The organism is Pseudomonas laurentiana (assembly GCF_014648275.1).
GTDB lineage: Bacteria > Pseudomonadota > Gammaproteobacteria > Pseudomonadales > Pseudomonadaceae > Aquipseudomonas > Aquipseudomonas laurentiana.
The window spans coordinates 78657-95408 of the sequence record NZ_BMQU01000015.1 but is presented as its reverse complement, the minus strand read 5'-3'; the positions used below and the strand labels follow the sequence as shown (position 1 = coordinate 95408).

The following is a 16752-nucleotide window of genomic DNA, read 5'->3' as shown; positions in this document are numbered from 1 at the left end:
AGCACCTGCTCGCCGCTAGCGACGCCTGAACAAGGGTCGGGGTTCGATGACCGAACGTCCGTACAGCACACTCACGCCGCCCAGGCCTTTCAACGCATCCTCAACGGACTTGTCCTCGCGCACGGCAAAGCTGTCGAAACCACACTGGCGCATGTGCCCAAGCTGGTCGCGCAACACGTCGCCGATGGCGCGTAACTCGCCGGCCCAGCCCAAGCGGGTGCGTAACAGGTACGCCTGGCTGTAACCGCGACCGTCACGAAAACTGGGGAAGTCGACGGCAATCAACGGCACGCTCGCCAACCAGGGCCGCAGCGGCTCGGCATCGTCGTCGGGACCGAGCCACAGGCCGTGCTCATGGCTTGGCTGCGCGATCCAGCAAGCCAGCGGCACGATTAGCGGTCCCGCAGGCATGGGCTCACCCGGTTCACGAACCAACGTCCAGGCATCCGCCTGCTGCCACTGCGCCCGCCCGCCCTGCAAGGCGATTACATTGCGCATGTCGGGGCCTCCTCGTGAACGGCGTAGACCCGTTCCTTGAACGGTTCAAGCCCGACACGGTGCAGGGTCTCCAGAAACGGTTCGTCCAGTTCGCGGTAGGCGCAGTAGGTGGCAATGATCCGCTCGATGACACCAGGTATTTGCGCCGCACTGAAGGACGGCCCGATCACCTTGCCCAACTGGCTGTCCTTGCCCTGCGCACCACCCAGCGTGATCTGGTACCACTCACTGCCGTTCTTGTCGACGCCCAGAATGCCGATATTACCGATGTGGTGATGGCCACAGGCATTGATGCAGCCAGAAATGTTCAGGCTGATTTCACCCAGGTCATGCAGGTAGTCCAGATCGTCGAATCGCGCTTGAATGGCCTGGGCAATCGGAATCGAGGTCGCATTGGCCAGCGCGCAAAAATCGCCGCCCGGACAGGCAATGATGTCGGTCAGCAAACCGCTGTTGGCTGTGCCCAGGCCCTGCTCACAGGCCAGTTGCCAGAGCGCATGCAGGTCAGCCTTGCGCACGTCCGGCAGGATCAGGTTCTGCTCGTGGGCCACGCGAATCTCGGCAAAACCGAACTGCTCGGACCAGTCCGCCACGGCCTGCATCTGAGCCGCCGTCAGGTCGCCCGGTGGTGATGCCAGGCCGGGCTTGGTCGACAGCACCACGCTGGCGTACCCCGGCACCTTGTGCGGTTGCACACTGCGCGAGGCCCAGCGCGCAAAGGCCGGATTCAGCGAAAGCTGGGTACCAAACTCAAGGTCGGCATCGTCGAGGCGCTGGTAGGCCGGAGCAGCAAAACCCGCAGCCACCCGCTGGAACTCCTCGGCGGTGAGTTGAGCCGGGCCATCCTTGATGTGCTGCCACTCCTGCTCCACTTCACGGGCAAAGGCTTCGATACCCAGCGCCTTGACCAGAATCTTGATACGCGCCTTGTACTTGTTGTCGCGCCGCCCATGGCGGTTGTACACCCGAAGAATTGCTTCAACGTATGACAGCAAATGCTGCCATGGCAAACCATCGCGAATCTGCAGGCCCAGGATCGGTGTGCGCCCCAGCCCACCGCCGACGATCACCCGCAAGCACATCTCGCCCTGCTCATCACGGTAAAGGTACAGGCCGATGTCATGCATCATGATTGCCGCACGGTCCTGCGCTGCCGAGCAGATGGCAATCTTGAACTTGCGCGGCAGAAACAGGAATTCCGGGTTGATGGTCGACCACTGACGCAGGATCTCGGCCAATGGTCGCGGGTCAAGCAACTCATCAGCCGCCACGCCGGCAAAGGCCTCGGTGGTGATGTTGCGGACACAGTTGCCGGAGGTCTGGATCGCGTGCATATCGACCTCTGCCAGGCGCTGGAGGATATCCGGCACCTGCTCCAGCGCGATCCAATTGAATTGAATGTTCTGGCGAGTGGTGAAATGGCCGTAGCCACGGTCGTAATCGTTGGCGATACGCGCCAACGTGCGCATCTGCGTGGCGCTCAGGGTGCCGTAGGGAATCGCCACCCGCAGCATGTAGGCATGCTTCTGCAGGTAAAGACCATTTTGCAAGCGAAGCGGCAAAAACTCCTCATCACTGAGTTCGCCACCCATAAAGCGCTGCACCTGGTCACGGAACTGCGCCACGCGCTCAAACACCAGCGCACGGTCATACTCGTCATAGTGATACATGGCTCGGACCTCATCAGGGAGGCCGCTACTATGGCGTTTGGGTGTACTGGGTTACAGATTCAGGTTCGGCCGATTACTACGGATCAGAACACCTCATCGACAGGTGCCATGCGTGCGCTGCTGGCGTGCCCACGGCTGGAATGCACGCCCCTGGCTACGGGCAGACAACGATGTAGTGTAGGCTAGCTGCCCGGGAAGAATAATGACGCTAAAAAAGGATGAGCCCCATGACGTACGATGACGCCTCCTTGCAATCCCTTGGCACGCTGGCCCAGACCGCCTTGTTCGTCGCCTGGGCCGTGCAACAGTCCCTGACCAGCCGTAACTTTCAGGCAGACTTCGACTTCGAGATCAATTCGCTGGTAGAGCGTACCATCACACCCGGCCTGTTCTTTCGCCAGTGCTGCGAGGGCACGCTCAACGCCGAAGACCTCAACCGCCAAGGCAATGCCTTCGTCGCCCACTACCTGGCCATCGAGAACGGCCCGTTTGCCTCCGATTGCCTGGAACTGCTGGCAACGACGGCTGATAGCCCCTGTCGCGTGGCCGACAGCTGGGATAACTTCGACCGGCTGAAACCGCGCCTGGACGAGCGCTATACGCAGTGGCAACAAGGCCGTTACATTGCAACCAGTACAGCAACCTGAAACCCCACGCGCCCAAGGATGGACTGCCCATGGCACAAGTAAAAATCTATGGCCTGCGCTCGACGCTGGAGCGCCACCGCACAGGACTGTCGGAGGCGATTCATGCCGCAGTGATGGCTGCGCTGGAGTACCCGATCGAGAAACGATTCCACCGTTTCATTGCGCTGGACCCCGTGGATTTCATCTACCCCGACGACCGCTCACAGCACTACACCATCATTGAAATCAGCCTGTTCGAGGGCCGCTCGGTACAGGCAAAGAAAAACCTGATTCGCCTGTTGTTCCAGTACATCGGCGAACACACCGGCATCTGCGCCCAGGATGTGGAAATTACCCTGTTTGAAACGCCACGGCTGAACTGGGGAATCCGCGGGCTGCCAGGGGACGAACTGGGGCTGAACTACACGGTGGAGGTCTAACAGGCGCCGTACGTCCGGGTGGCGCCCGCCGGGTGTCGATTGTTCTGCTACTTTGGGAATACCCAGCACGCACACGTACAGGTGACCCATCATGGCGCGCACCACCCCCATTGAGCTCTACCGCAACATTGGCATCGTTGCACACGTAGACGCCGGCAAGACCACCACCACCGAACGCATCCTGTTCTACACCGGGGTCAACTATAAAATGGGCGAGGTGCACGACGGCGCCGCGACCATGGACTGGATGGCCCAGGAGCAGGAACGCGGCATCACCATCACCTCGGCAGCCACCACGGCTTTCTGGCAAGGCTCGACCAAGCAGTTCCCGAACAAGTATCGGTTCAACATCATCGACACCCCCGGCCACGTTGACTTCACCATCGAGGTAGAACGTTCGCTGCGCGTACTTGATGGCGCAGTGGTGGTGTTCAGCGGCGCCGATGGCGTCGAGCCGCAGTCTGAAACCGTCTGGCGCCAGGCCAATAAATACCATGTGCCACGGCTGGCCTATATCAACAAGATGGACCGCCAGGGCGCCGACTTCCTGCGGGTGGTCAAACAGATTGACCAGCGCCTGGGCCACCACCCGGTGCCGATTCAACTGGCTATCGGTGCCGAAGAGCACTTTGTCGGGCAGATCGACCTGGTGAAGATGAAAGCGATCTACTGGAGCGACGATGACCAGGGCACCAGCTACCGCGAAGAGGATATCCCCGACGCGCTGCGGCCACTGGCGGAGGAATGGCGTGCCCATATGATCGAGGCCGCCGCCGAAGCCAACGACGAACTGATGAGCCTGTACCTGGACGGTATCGAACTGAATACGGCGCAAATCAAGGCGGGACTGCGTCAGCGCACCCTGGCCAACGAAATCGTGCCGACGATCCTCGGTTCATCGTTCAAGAACAAGGGCGTGCCGCTGATGCTCGATGCGGTGATCGACTACCTGCCGGCCCCTTCGGAAATCCCGGCCATCAACGGCACCGACCCACAGCACGAAGACAAGCACCTGGAGCGTCACGCCGACGACAACGAGCCTTTCTCGGCCCTGGCCTTCAAGATTGCCACTGATCCATTCGTGGGTACCCTGACCTTCGTCCGGGTCTACTCCGGGGTATTGTCCTCGGGTGATGCGGTACTCAACTCGGTGAAGGGCAAGAAAGAGCGGGTCGGCCGTATGGTACAGATGCACGCCAACCAGCGTGCCGAGATCAAGGCCGTGTGCGCCGGCGATATTGCCGCCCTGATCGGCATGAAGGATGTCACCACCGGCGATACCCTGTGCGACATAAACAAGCCCATTATCCTTGAGCGCATGGATTTCCCTGACCCGGTGATCTCGGTGGCCGTGGAGCCCAAGACCAAAGCCGACCAGGAAAAAATGGGCATCGCCTTGAGCAAACTGGCCCAGGAAGACCCCTCGTTCCGGGTCAAGACCGACGAGGAAACCGCACAAACCATCATTTCCGGCATGGGTGAGCTGCACCTGGACATCATCGTCGACCGCATGAAGCGCGAATTCGGCGTCGACGCCAACATCGGTAAACCCCAAGTGGCCTACCGCGAGAAGATCCGCAACACCTGCGAAATCGAAGGCAAGTTCGTCCGCCAGTCGGGCGGTCGCGGCCAGTTCGGCCATTGCTGGATTCGCTTTTCACCCAATGATGAGGGCAAGGAAGGCCTGGCATTCACCAGTGAAGTGGTCGGCGGGGTGATTCCCCGTGAGTACATCCCGGCCATCCAGAAAGGCATCGAAGAGCAGATGCAGAACGGGGTATTGGCCGGCTACCCGCTGATCGGTCTGAAAGCGGCGGTGTTCGACGGTTCTTACCATGACGTCGACTCCAACGAGATGGCGTTCAAGATCGCCGCGTCGATGGCCACCAAGCAACTTTCACAAAAAGGGGGTGCCGTGCTGCTGGAGCCGGTGATGAAAGTCGAAGTGGTCACACCGGAAGAATACATGGGTGATGTGATGGGCGACCTCAACCGTCGGCGCGGTCTGATCCAGGGCATGGAAGACACCCCGGCTGGCAAGGTGGTGCGTGCCGAAGTGCCACTGGGGGAAATGTTCGGCTACTCCACCGACATGCGCTCGATGTCCCAGGGCCGGGCCAGTTACTCGATGGAGTTCATTCGCTATTCGGAAGCGCCAGCAAGCATCGCCGATGTGATCATCAAGAAACAGGGCTAGCCCCTGCCCTGCGCAGATCGACTGCCTGGCTTGCAATGCCGTGAGCTGTCGGCAGGCGCCAATCCAGGCGACACGGCCAACCGGCAGGCTGGCCGTGATCCCGGCAATTGCGTAACATCCGCCCCCCTCTTGCACGCACCTTTGACCACGGCCGGTTTCGCCGGTCGGTATTTTTCAGGTACCCCATGAAACCCATTCGCCTGCGCGCCGAGGCCTTGGCCGGCCTCACCACGTCCTTTGCCCTGCTGCCCGAATGCATCGCCTTCGCCCTGGTCGCACACCTCAACCCGTTGATGGGGTTATACGGTGCGTTCATCATCTGTACCTTGACCGCCCTGTTCGGTGGGCGGCCAGGGATGATTTCCGGCGCTGCCGGGTCGATGGCGGTGGTGATCGTGGCACTGGTGGTGCAGCACGGCGTGCAGTACCTGCTCGCCACGGTGCTGCTGGGTGGGCTGCTCATGATCGCCTTCGGCCTGCTGCGGCTGGGCAAACTGGTGCGCATGGTGCCGCACTCGGTCATGCTGGGGTTCGTCAATGGCCTGGCCATCATCATTGCCCTGGCCCAACTGGAACACTTCAAACGTGACGAGACCTGGCTGAGCGGCACACCGCTCTACCTGATGGTGGGGCTGGTCGCGCTGACCATGGCCATCGTCTACCTGCTGCCACGCCTCACTCGTGCAGTGCCACCGGCGCTGGTTGCGATTCTGGGTGTCGGCCTTGCGGTGTACCTGCTGGGTCTGCCGACCCGCACCCTGGGCGACATGGCCCACATCGCCGGAGGCCTGCCAGTATTTGCACTGCCCCAGCTACCCTGGAACCTTGAAACCCTCGGCATCGTCGCCCCCTATGCCATATTGATGGCCTTGATCGGCCTGCTGGAAACCCTGCTGACACTGAACCTGACCGATGAGATTACCGAAACCCGCGGTTACCCGGATCGTGAGTGTGTCGCACTGGGTGCGGCCAACATGGTTTCGGGGCTGTTCGGTGGCATGGGCGGTTGCGCGATGATCGGCCAAACGGTGATCAACCTCAGCTCCGCTGGCCGTGGTCGCCTATCGGGCGTGATCGCTGGGGTGATGATCCTGCTGTTCGTGCTGTTTCTCTCGCCATTGATCGAACGCATCCCCCTGGCTGCGCTGGTCGGGGTGATGTTCGTGGTCTCGCAGCAGACCTTCGCCTGGGCTTCGCTGCGGGTGTTCAACAAGGTGCCCTTGAACGACGTACTGGTGATCATCTCGGTGACCGTCATCACGGTGTTCACCGACCTGGCCACCGCCGTGCTGTGCGGGATCATCATTGCCGCACTGAACTTTGCCTGGCAGCAAGCCCGCGAGCTTTACGCCGACGGTCATCTGGAAGCCGACGGCAGCAAGCGTTACCAGTTGCATGGCACACTGTTCTTCGCCTCGACCACCCAATTCCTGAACCAGTTCGACCCGGCCAACGACCCCGCCCAGGTGACGCTCGATTGCCGCCACCTGAGCTTCGTCGACTACTCGGCAATCGCCGCGCTGAAAACACTGCGCGAACGCTATGCCAATGCGGGCAAGCACCTGCGCGTACTGCACCTGTCTGAACGCTGCAGGCAACTGCTCAAGCGTGCGGGCATGCACACACCTGGCGAGTAAGCTACAGGAGGAGCGTTTCAGCAGGCTGGCGGCTCTTGACCGACGCTGATACTGCAGCCCATGCTCACGCTCCTCCAACCAAACTCTCAGGGAATGAATGCATGAAGCTGGAAACCTTGGCCATTCACGCGGGCTTCAGCCCCGATCCAACCACGAAGGCCGTTGCCGTACCGATCTACCAGACCACCTCCTTCGCCTTTGACGATACCCAACACGGTGCCGACCTGTTCGACCTGAAGGTGGCTGGCAATATCTATTCGCGGATCATGAACCCCACCAACGATGTCCTGGAAAAGCGCATGGCCGCGCTTGAAGGCGGTGTCGGTGCGCTGGCCGTGGCATCGGGCATGGCCGCCATCACCTACGCCATCCAGACCGTGGCCGAGGCTGGCGACAACATTGTCTCGGTGGCCAAGCTCTACGGTGGCACCTACAACCTGCTGGCCCACACCCTGCCGCGCTTCGGTATCCAGACCCGCTTCGCCGCCCATGACGACATCGCCGCACTCGAGGCCTTGATCGACGACAAGACCAAGGCAGTGTTCTGCGAGTCCATCGGCAACCCGGCGGGCAACATCGTCGACCTCCAGGCACTGGCCGACGCCGCGCACCGCCATGGCGTGCCGCTGATCGTCGACAACACCGTGGCCACCCCGATCCTGTGCCGCCCGTTCGAACACGGTGCCGACATCGTCGTGCATTCGCTGACCAAGTACATCGGCGGCCACGGTACCAGCATCGGCGGCATCGTGATCGACTCCGGCAACTTCCCCTGGGCCGAGCACAAGCAGCGCTTTGCCCTGCTCAACACCCCCGACCCGTCCTACCACGGCGTCACCTACACCGAAGCCTTCGGCCCTGCAGCCTTTATTGGCCGCTGCCGCGTAGTACCGCTGCGCAACACCGGCGCGGCACTGTCGCCGTTCAACGCCTTCCTGATCCTGCAAGGCCTGGAAACCCTGGCCCTGCGCATGGAACGCCATACCGAGAACGCCCTGAAAGTGGCGAACTACCTGCGTGAGCATGAACAGGTTGCCTGGGTGAAGTACGCCGGCCTGTCGGACCACCCCGAACATGACCTGGCCGTGCGCTACACCGGCGGCAAGCCGGCGTCGATTCTCTCGTTCGGCATCAAGGGCGGCCAGGAAGCAGGCGCGCGCTTCATCGATGCGCTGAAACTGGTCGTGCGCCTGGTGAACATTGGCGACGCCAAATCGCTGGCCTGCCACCCGGCTTCCACGACCCACCGCCAGTTGAACGACGAAGAACTGGAGAAGGCCGGTGTGCCACGAGACATGGTGCGCCTGTCCATTGGCATCGAGCACAGCGACGACATCCTGGCCGACCTGGCCCAGGCGCTGGACGCCTCTAAACAAGGCTGAGCCGGGTTTTGTCCCGTTAGCAGGGTTGCTATCGGTGGGGGCCCATGAGTTCGCGGTGCCTGCATCGCGGGCAAGGCCCGCACACCCTGCGAGAGTCAGGCAGCTGGCAAGACCGCACCCGCGGATTGCTCAGCCCCCTGGCAAACCAGCAGACACACAAAACTGTACATCCATACAGATATCGCTTGCCTCTCGCTGCCACCCTGCGCATGCTATGCACCTTCTATAGCCGCCAGACTCGTCATCGGCCATGCGCCTCTTTCTCTGCGAAAAGCCCTCCCAGGCCAAAGATATCGCCAAAGTCCTCGGCGCCAACCGGCGAGGCGATGGCTGCTGGGTCGGCAACGACCTCTGCGTCACCTGGTGCATTGGTCACCTGCTGGAAACCGCACCACCTGACGCCTACGATGCCCGCTATAAACGCTGGGTACTGGAAGACCTGCCCATCGTTCCGCAACAGTGGAAGATGCTGGTCAAGCCGAAAACCGCCAGCCAGTTCAAGGCGGTGAAACGCCTGCTTGGCGAAGCCCGTGAACTGGTCATCGCCACCGACGCCGACCGCGAAGGTGAAATGATCGCCCGTGAACTGGTCGAGCACTGCCGCTACCGCGGGCCAATCCAGCGCCTGTGGTTGTCGGCACTCGACGACGCCTCGATCCGCAAGGCCCTGGCCGCGCTCAAGCCCGGTGCAGCCACCTTCAACCTCTACCACTCGGCACTGGGTCGTTCACGGGCCGACTGGCTGATCGGCATGAACATGAGCCGCCTGTTCACCCTCCTCGGCCGCCGCTCCGGTTACCAGGGCGTGCTGCCGGTTGGCCGGGTGCAAACCCCTACCCTGCGCCTGGTGGTCGACCGCGACCGCAGCATCGCCGATTTTGTGCCGGTACCGTTCTGGGCCATCGAGGTTACGCTGAGCAGCGCCCATGCGCGCTTTACCGCGCAATGGCGTGCTCCGGAAGACGCCTGTGACGATCAGGGCCGCTGCCTCAACCAGGCCCTGGCACAGCACGCCGCCGAGGCCATTGGCGGCGAGACCAGTGCTGAGGTGGTGAACGTCAGTACCGAACGGGTACGCGAAACCGCACCCTTGCCCTTCGACCTCGGCACCCTGCAGGAGCTCTGCTCGAAAAAGCTGGGCCTGGGCGCCCAGGAAACCCTCGACATTGCCCAGGCGCTGTACGAAACCTACAAGGTCATCACCTACCCACGCAGTGACTGTGGCTACCTGCCGCTGAGCCAGCACAGCGAGGCTCCGGCGATTCTCGCCGCACTGGGCCGGGCTGACGCCAGCCTGGCAGCGCTGCAACCCTACCTGGAGCCACAACGCCGCTCACGGGCCTGGAACGATGCAAAGGTCAGTGCCCACCACGGCATCATCCCCACCGCTGCAGCTATCGACCTGGGACGCTTGCCAAGCAAGCACAAGGCCGTGTTCAGCCTGATCCGCGCACGCTACCTGGCGCAGTTCCTGCCCCACCATGAGTACGACCGCACCGAAGCCGACTTCGACTGTGCCGGCCAGGCCCTGCGCGCCGTTGGCAAGCGCATCATCGAGCCGGGGTGGCGCCGCGCCCTGCCCGAAGCCCTGACCCCAGGCAAAGGTCGCGAAGCACCGGTAGCACAGGTGCTGCCGGCACTGAGCAAGGGCCAGCACTGCGCCGTGGCCGGGGTCAACCTCAAGGACCTCTGGACTCAACCGCCCAAACCGTTCACCGAAGGCGACCTGATCAAGGCCATGAAGAACGTCGCCAAGCTGGTTGACGATCCACGGCTCAAGCAAAAGCTCAAGGACACCACGGGTATTGGTACCGAAGCGACACGTGCCGGGATCATCCAGGGCCTGCTCGACCGGGGCTATCTGGTGAAGAACGGCAAGGCGTTGTCGGCCACCCCAGCGGCCTGCAGCCTGATCGACGCCGTACCTCGGGCCATTGCCGACCCCGGCACTACCGCCATCTGGGAGCAGGCGCTGGACATGGTGCAAAGCGGCGAAATGAGCCTGGAGGCGTTCGTCGCCAAACAATCGGCATGGATGAGCAAGCAGGTCGAGCGATGCGTCGGGCTCACCCTCACCATCAGCGGCCCGGCCATTCCGGCCGGGCGTAACGGCGCGCCGTGGAAAAAGAAACGCAAAGCACCCGCACGCAAACCATCGACCAACGCAAAACGCCCCAGAAAAGCGGCGGCGCCGAAAGCCCGCTAAAATAAAATGTGTATAGAAGTTGGATCAACTTACAGTAAAGGACTACCCATGAAGTTTGCGTACACCATTCTCTACGTACCCGATGTCGCCGCATCGCTGGCGTTCTTTGAACGTGCCTTTGGCATTACCCGGCGTTTTCTGCATGAGTCCGGCGACTATGGCGAACTGGACACCGGGGCCACCACACTGGCTTTTGCCTCGCAGGCGCTAGGCCAGGCCAACTTGCCAGAAGGCCTGGTGCTGGCGGCTGAATCAACCCGACCGCTGGGCATGGAAATCGCACTCGCCACCGACGCCGTCGAGGCCGCCCACACCCAGGCATTGGCCTGCGGCGCAACCGAACTCAAGGCTCCCGAGCAAAAGCCCTGGGGGCAAACCGTCTCATACCTGCGCTGCCCTGATGGGCTGCTGGTAGAGCTGTGTACGCCGATGGCGTAATGCCAACGAGGGTTTCCAGGCCTACCCAGACAAAAAACCCTGCCGGTGACCGGCAGGGTTTGAAGGTGCAGCGACGACAGTGTGCCGATCAGCGACCGATAGCCCGCGCCGCGTCGGAGGTGTACATGTCCGGCGTGAACTTGCTCTCGTTCAGGATTGGCCCCCTCTTCGCTTCGTTGGTCATCCCGTACCCGGTGTACTGGCCCGAGTTCAAGTCCATGAAAAACTGCGAACCGGCCTGCCAGCCGCTCATGTCCGGATGGTAGTAGTAGTTGATCATCGCATGCTTCCACAGCTGCCCACGGGCGTCGTAGTTGTCCGCCATGACTGCGTTCCAGGTGTCTTCGTCAATGAACAGCACCCGCTTGCCATACACGTGGCGATAGCCTTCCTTCAGGTCGGCCTCGACCACCCAGACACGCCGCAATTCATAGCGCATGAACTCAGGATTGGGGTGGTTGGGCGTCAGCATGTCAGCGTACTTGATGTTCCCTGCGTTCGGCTTGAACGCGTTGGCCGGGCTGTAGATTTCACGCTTGCCAATCAGCTTCCAGGTGTAGCGTTCCGGCGCACCGTTGAACAAACGGTCCTCATCGACGGTCATGGTGCCGTTGGTGCCGATCATTGGCTGGTCGTAGCCGTAACCCGGCATTTGCCGTACACGTCGAGTCGACGGGCTGTAGCTCCAGGCCTGACGGGATTCGGTGGCGAAGTTGTAGGGTTCGTGGGCAATGCTGATCACGCCATTGTCACGGGCCGGTTTCAGCGTCGTGTTGTAGCTCATGGCCTGCACCTTGTCTTCGGTCTTGGGTTCGACCGTTGGCGAGTTGGCCTGTGACAGGTTGCGCGCATGGGCACGGCCCCAACCGATGCTGCCGTTAGGCAACACGGAGGCCAGGTCGCTGATCTTTTCCTCGGTGTAGGCACGCGCCGGCAACTGATGGTTCCAAAGCACTTCCATGCCGTTTTTCGGAATCGGAAACGGTACCTGGCCGAGGCCTTCAATGCCCAGGCCGTCATTGACCAGCTTGGCAGTCAGCGCATTCTGCATCGCTCGCCGGCACACGTAATCCGGGTAGCGAAAATCCCGATGCCCAGGGTAGATGTTCATCTTGTACGTGGTGGGGTACTTCTTCAGCAGGGCTTTCTGACCTTCGGTCAGGTGCGTCTCGTACTGGCTCATGTTCTGTGCGGTGATCACCAGGATCGGCTTCTCCGCCGCGTAAGGGTCCACAGGCTGGTCCCCCGAGAACTTCACGTGATTCCAGCCCGGTACTTCGCCCAGGTATTTACCCGTGTACGGGGGAATGGTTCCTTCAGCATTACCGGCCTGCTCGGCACCGACGCAGGTCAGTTCCTTGCCCAGCTTGGCGGCTTCCTGAGGCGATACCTCGGCGTATGCGCTACCGATAATCCCGACATGGGCGGTTATTGCGGCTGCGAGCACGACACCTGTTCTTGTTATTTTCATGTATTGCCTCCTTCGCTGATAAGGCTTGCGTGTATGGGCCTATTGTTCGTGTTCTGGCGGCGCCAACATCGTCCGGAAAGACTAAAAATCAAGGTGCGCTCCACCTTTCTTTCAGCGCGCTCTTGAGCACTTTGCCGGTGGCGTTACGGGGCAGTGGTTCACCCTGCGAGTAGACCCGCGCCGGTACCTTGTAGCCCGCCAATCGCTGGGCAATGAAGGCACAGACGTGCTCTTGGTCGGGCATCGGCCCTGCGTTGCCGTGAATCACCAACGCCACGGCCTCACCCAGTACCGGATCGGGAATGGGAAATGCCGCGGCTTCGTCAACACCGGGCATCTCGCAGGCACAGGCTTCGATTTCCGCTGCTGAAATTTTCTCGCCGCCGCGGTTGATCAGGTCCTTGAGCCGCCCGGTGATGCAGAGGAACCCCTCCTCGTCCAGGTAGCCGATATCACCCGTGTCCAGCCACCCGCCGCGCAAGGCCTCGGCACTGGCCTGGGGCAGGTTCCAATAGCCGCTCATCAGGGTTGGCGAACGCAGCCAGATCAAGCCACTGGACCCGTTGGGCAACGGTTGCTGCGGGTCATCGCCGATGCGCACATCGACTATCGGCAATGGCCAGCCGGCCGTTGTCGGTTTGTAGACGAACTGATCGCCGCCGATGGCTGCACCGATACCGTTGCTTTCGGTCAGCCCATAGCCGCTGCCACCGATGGCGTCGGGTTTGCGCGCAATCATGTCAGCCAGCAAGCTGCTGGACGATGCGCCGCCGCCCAGGCCCAGCCCGAACAGGCTGGCAGTCTGCGCAGAGCCAAAGCGCGGTGATGCGAGCAATTGCTGCATCATGACCGGCGCACCGTTGAACTGAGTGCAGTGTTCATCACGGATCAGATCGAGGGCGCGCTCGACGTCCCATTTGTACATCAGCAGCACGCGCCGACCGCTGCGCAGCGCCGAGAGAAATTGCACATGCAACCCACTGACATGGAACAGCGGCACCGCCATCAGGGAGGTCGGTGGATAACCACTCTGGATCACCACGTTGATACGCTCAGGTGAACTCAGCGCACAGAATGCGCTCTGGAACTCCAGCGCGGTCAGCGCCTGACAAACCGCCCGGTGGCTGGACAGCACACCCTTGGCACGGCTGGTGGTGCCCGAGGTATAGAGGATCAGTGCCGGGGCGTCGGGATCTATCGTCACCGGTGGAACCGGCAAACACACGTCGGCCAAAAGGTCTTCATAACGAAGGCAGTACTCAGGCAGTTGGGCCTGACGCTCCGTTCCGACAACGATCGTTGGCAACTGCTCGCCAGCCAGGTCGTCCTGCAGCACGTTCAACCGCGGCTCGTCGCACAGCAACAGGCGGGCACCGCTGTCCTGCACCCCGTGCAGCAGCTCATCGCGCAGCCCCCAACTGTTGAGCGGTACACACACCGCCCCACAACGCTGGGTTGCAGCGAACGCCACCAGCCAGGCCGGCTGGTTACGCATCGCGATGGCAACTCGATCACCAGGACGCACGTCAAAACAGGCGACCATTTGCCCGGCCAGCCGGTCAACCTGATCGAAGTACTCGGCAAAGGTCAGCCGTTGCGCTTGCCACACCAGAAACTCACGATCGCCATGCACTCGCCCGGCATCGATTGCCTGCATAAGGTCGTGCGCGGTATGCCGGAAGCAACGTGGGCCACCGTCCGCCGGGCTTATCACTTCAAAAGGCGAGCCCGGCGCAATCAATTGCTGCCACGCGGTTTGCCATCGTTCAATGCTCATGTGTCGTTCTCCAGAACAGCCGAGGTACTGCGCCCTCAGGCGCAAGCCTGGTCGAGGGCCGAATAGCGTTCGCAATGAAAATCCCGGTCCCCCAAACAGGCCTGGGCAACGCGCACACGCTTGAGGTAAAGGCCGATATCCAGCTCATCGGTGACCCCGATGCCGCCGTGCATCTGCACCGCTTCATTGCTGACCTTGATGGCCGTATCACCGGCCTTCCATTTCGCCAGGCTGACCAGTCGGCCACGCTCGGCCACACTGAGGCTGGCATCGTCCAGGGCAGCCAGCCCGGCCATGACTGCGCTGCGGGCCAGGGCCAGATCGACGTACAACTGGGCGGCACGGTGTTGCAGGGCCTGGAACGCGCCAATGGGCGTGTCGAATTGCACGCGGGTCTTGAGGTAATCGAGGGTGGTCTGGAACACATGCTCAGCCACGCCCAGCAGTTCTGCAGACAGGCACGCGCGGCCACGGTCCAGTGCCGCATCCAGAGCTGTCCAACCGTCGCCGAGGTTGCCCAGCAGCGCGTCGCAGCCCAGCTGCACACCGTCCAGATGCAGCCGTGCGCAGTTGCGCGAGTCAATCAAAGGCAGTGCACTGCAGTGCACGCCGGGGGTATCGGCAGGCACCAGGAACAGGCTGATACCCTGCACGTCTCCGGCATGACCCGACGTGCGTGCGGCCAACACGTAAGCATCGGCACCCAGCCCGTCGACCACCCAGTACTTGTCACCCTGCAAGCGGAAGCCGTCACCCTCGGCCCTGGCCTCGATGGCCGTGCCCAACGGGTTATGACGCGACTGTTCATCCAAGGCCAAGGCCAGGCGCTTCTCGCCGCTGATCAGGGCATTCAGCCAGCGGTCCTGTTGTTGTGGGTTGCCTGCCAGGTGCAATAGCGAACCGCCCAGCACCACGCTCGACAGCAAGGGGGTGGCCGCCAGGTTGCGACCGAGAGACTCGAATACCGGCCCAAGGCCCATGCAGCCAAAGTCCAGGCCACCGTAATTTTCCGGAAATGGAATCGCACTCCAGCCCAGGTCCACGGCGGCATGCCACAGCTGCGGATCAAAGCCGAGCGCCGAGCCCTCGTCACGCAGCCGACGTTGGGCCGCGACAGGGCTGCGGGCCGCAAGAAAATCCCGGGCACTGTCGGCGAGCAGGCGCTGCTCTTCGCTGTAGCGCAGGTTCATGGCGTCACTCCTTTCTTCGCATCGGGCAGGCCAAGCACACGCTTGGCGATGACATTGAGCTGGACCTCCGAGGCACCACCGGAAATCGTCAGGGCGTAGCTGTTCAACCAGGCCCGGGTAATGGCCTGCTGCTGTTCGCTGAAGGCTTCGCTTTGCCAACCAAAGGCATGCCCGCCCATGGCATCGAGCAGGACTTCAAACTTGTCGCGCTCCTGTTCGGTATGCACCAGTTTCATGATCGACATCAGGCCACTGACGTCATCGCCCGACCTGGCTTCTTCGGTCATGCGCTGGACCGTCAGGCCATACGCGTGTTCATTCATCGCGCAGGCCACGGCGCGGGCATGCAGCGCATGTTCGCCAGGGGTCTGTGGGCGTGGCAGGTATTCACGCAGCAGCGTGAGCAGATGGAAATGCGAGGGCAGGCTGATCTCACCAAACTTCGACATGGCCTTGCGCTCATGCTGCAGCAGGTACTTGGCCAGGCTCCAACCACCGTTCAAGGGGCCGATCAACTGCTGCTTGGGCACCTTCACCGCATCGAAGAACACCTGGCAGAATGCTGACTTGCCACTGATGAGGTCGATCGGTACCGCCTTGACCCCTGGGCTGCGCATGTCCAGCACAATCAGGCTGATCCCTTCATGCTTGGGTGCCGCAGGGTTGGTTCGTACCAGCGCGTACATCCAGTCGGATTTATCGCCGTAGGATGTCCAGATCTTGCTGCCATCAACGACGAAGTGGTCGCCGGCATCGCGTGCAGCCATTTTCAGGCTGGCAAGGTCAGAGCCGGCGTTAGGCTCGGAAAAGCCCTGGCACCAGCGCACTTCACCCCGGGCCATGGGCGGTAACAGGGTACGCTTCTGCGCTTCACTGCCAAAGGCCAGCAACACCGGCCCGAGCATCCAGATACCCAGGTTGATCTGTGGCGGTCGGCACTTGAGCCTGCGCATTTCGCTCTCAAGTACGGCCAATTGCTCTTCACTTAAACCCGCACCGCCGTATTCCTCGGGCCACTCCGGGCAGAACCAGCGCTTGTCACGCATGCGCTCAAACCACAACCGGGCATCCTCGCTGGGGAACTGCGGCTGGCTGGCACCCCACACCACCTCACCCTCCGCCATGGCGGTTCGCATCGACAACGGGCAGTTGGCGTCCAGCCAGGCACGGGTTTCGTGCCTGAATTGCTCAATCGTGCTCATGAAATTCACCCTCGACCC

Annotated in this window: 13 protein-coding genes; 7 read left to right on the top strand and 6 right to left on the bottom strand. The window is 61.8% G+C overall.

What is annotated here, in order from left to right; genetic code table 11:
* Positions 1–15 precede the first annotated feature (15 nt).
* Both IE038_RS16425 and nirA read right to left on the bottom strand, forming a co-directional pair.
* A complete protein-coding gene (locus tag IE038_RS16425; protein ID WP_163931406.1) occupies positions 16–498 on the bottom strand; it encodes a DUF934 domain-containing protein in 483 nt (160 codons plus the stop codon).
* A complete protein-coding gene (gene nirA, locus IE038_RS16420; RefSeq protein ID WP_163931409.1) occupies positions 486–2168 on the bottom strand; it encodes a nitrite reductase NirA in 1683 nt (560 codons plus the stop codon). Before nirA ends, IE038_RS16425 begins: the two co-directional genes overlap by 13 nt.
* A gap of 227 nt (positions 2169–2395) precedes the next feature.
* Between nirA and IE038_RS16415 the strand changes: the two genes are divergently transcribed.
* From IE038_RS16415 to IE038_RS16385, 7 genes are all read left to right on the top strand, one after another.
* Positions 2396–2815, top strand: a complete 420-nt coding sequence (locus IE038_RS16415) for a DUF7832 domain-containing protein (RefSeq protein ID WP_163931412.1) — start codon at positions 2396–2398, stop codon at positions 2813–2815.
* Positions 2816–2844: 29 nt separating this feature from the next.
* Positions 2845–3234 carry a tautomerase family protein gene (locus IE038_RS16410; protein ID WP_163931415.1) on the top strand — a complete coding sequence of 130 codons (390 nt, stop codon included), beginning with the start codon at positions 2845–2847 and terminating at the stop codon, positions 3232–3234.
* 91 nt (positions 3235–3325) lie between these two features.
* Positions 3326–5431, top strand: a complete 2106-nt coding sequence (gene fusA, locus IE038_RS16405) for an elongation factor G (protein ID WP_189395944.1) — start codon at positions 3326–3328, stop codon at positions 5429–5431.
* Between the two features lie 185 nt (positions 5432–5616).
* Positions 5617–7068 (top strand): SulP family inorganic anion transporter, encoded by a 1452-nt coding sequence (locus IE038_RS16400; RefSeq protein ID WP_189395943.1) that lies wholly within the window; start codon positions 5617–5619, stop codon positions 7066–7068.
* Positions 7069–7169: 101 nt separating this feature from the next.
* On the top strand, positions 7170–8450 hold the full coding sequence (locus IE038_RS16395; RefSeq protein ID WP_189395942.1) for a bifunctional O-acetylhomoserine aminocarboxypropyltransferase/cysteine synthase: 1281 nt from the start codon (positions 7170–7172) through the stop codon (positions 8448–8450).
* A 250-nt stretch (positions 8451–8700) separates the two neighbouring features.
* Positions 8701–10656 (top strand): DNA topoisomerase III, encoded by a 1956-nt coding sequence (locus tag IE038_RS16390; RefSeq protein WP_189395941.1) that lies wholly within the window; start codon positions 8701–8703, stop codon positions 10654–10656.
* Positions 10657–10704: 48 nt separating this feature from the next.
* On the top strand, positions 10705–11094 hold the full coding sequence (locus IE038_RS16385) for a VOC family protein (RefSeq protein ID WP_163931418.1): 390 nt from the start codon (positions 10705–10707) through the stop codon (positions 11092–11094).
* Between the two features lie 88 nt (positions 11095–11182).
* Here IE038_RS16385 and IE038_RS16380 read toward each other — a convergent pair whose 3' ends face one another.
* The 4 genes from IE038_RS16380 to IE038_RS16365 all read right to left on the bottom strand — a co-directional run bounded on the left by IE038_RS16380 (position 11183) and on the right by IE038_RS16365 (position 16734).
* On the bottom strand, positions 11183–12565 hold the full coding sequence (locus IE038_RS16380; RefSeq protein WP_167523930.1) for a DUF1329 domain-containing protein: 1383 nt from the start codon (positions 12563–12565) through the stop codon (positions 11183–11185).
* Between the two features lie 88 nt (positions 12566–12653).
* The gene (locus tag IE038_RS16375) at positions 12654–14342 is read right to left on the bottom strand and encodes a class I adenylate-forming enzyme family protein (protein WP_189395940.1); all 1689 of its coding nucleotides are present in this window, start codon (positions 14340–14342) and stop codon (positions 12654–12656) included.
* Between the two features lie 35 nt (positions 14343–14377).
* Positions 14378–15532: an acyl-CoA dehydrogenase family protein gene (locus IE038_RS16370; protein ID WP_189395939.1), complete on the bottom strand. Its 1155-nt coding sequence runs from the start codon at positions 15530–15532 to the stop codon at positions 14378–14380.
* Positions 15529–16734 (bottom strand): acyl-CoA dehydrogenase family protein, encoded by a 1206-nt coding sequence (locus tag IE038_RS16365; protein WP_189395938.1) that lies wholly within the window; start codon positions 16732–16734, stop codon positions 15529–15531. The genes IE038_RS16370 and IE038_RS16365 overlap by 4 nt, the downstream gene beginning before the upstream one ends.
* Between the last annotated feature and the right edge of the window lie 18 nt (positions 16735–16752).

What these genes read in the sequence shown, in the direction of transcription:
- IE038_RS16390 (WP_189395941.1), top strand. Translation starts at nt 8,701, where the DNA reads ATGCGCCTCTTTCTCTGCGAAAAGCCCTCCCAGGCCAAAGATATCGCC.
- IE038_RS16425 (WP_163931406.1), bottom strand. Translation starts at nt 498, where the DNA reads ATGCGCAATGTAATCGCCTTGCAGGGCGGGCGGGCGCAGTGGCAGCAG.
- IE038_RS16415 (WP_163931412.1), top strand. Translation starts at nt 2,396, where the DNA reads ATGACGTACGATGACGCCTCCTTGCAATCCCTTGGCACGCTGGCCCAG.
- IE038_RS16365 (WP_189395938.1), bottom strand. Translation starts at nt 16,734, where the DNA reads ATGAGCACGATTGAGCAATTCAGGCACGAAACCCGTGCCTGGCTGGAC.
- IE038_RS16380 (WP_167523930.1), bottom strand. Translation starts at nt 12,565, where the DNA reads ATGAAAATAACAAGAACAGGTGTCGTGCTCGCAGCCGCAATAACCGCC.
- fusA (WP_189395944.1), top strand. Translation starts at nt 3,326, where the DNA reads ATGGCGCGCACCACCCCCATTGAGCTCTACCGCAACATTGGCATCGTT.
- IE038_RS16395 (WP_189395942.1), top strand. Translation starts at nt 7,170, where the DNA reads ATGAAGCTGGAAACCTTGGCCATTCACGCGGGCTTCAGCCCCGATCCA.
- IE038_RS16375 (WP_189395940.1), bottom strand. Translation starts at nt 14,342, where the DNA reads ATGAGCATTGAACGATGGCAAACCGCGTGGCAGCAATTGATTGCGCCG.
- IE038_RS16400 (WP_189395943.1), top strand. Translation starts at nt 5,617, where the DNA reads ATGAAACCCATTCGCCTGCGCGCCGAGGCCTTGGCCGGCCTCACCACG.
- IE038_RS16385 (WP_163931418.1), top strand. Translation starts at nt 10,705, where the DNA reads ATGAAGTTTGCGTACACCATTCTCTACGTACCCGATGTCGCCGCATCG.
- IE038_RS16410 (WP_163931415.1), top strand. Translation starts at nt 2,845, where the DNA reads ATGGCACAAGTAAAAATCTATGGCCTGCGCTCGACGCTGGAGCGCCAC.
- IE038_RS16370 (WP_189395939.1), bottom strand. Translation starts at nt 15,532, where the DNA reads ATGAACCTGCGCTACAGCGAAGAGCAGCGCCTGCTCGCCGACAGTGCC.
- nirA (WP_163931409.1), bottom strand. Translation starts at nt 2,168, where the DNA reads ATGTATCACTATGACGAGTATGACCGTGCGCTGGTGTTTGAGCGCGTG.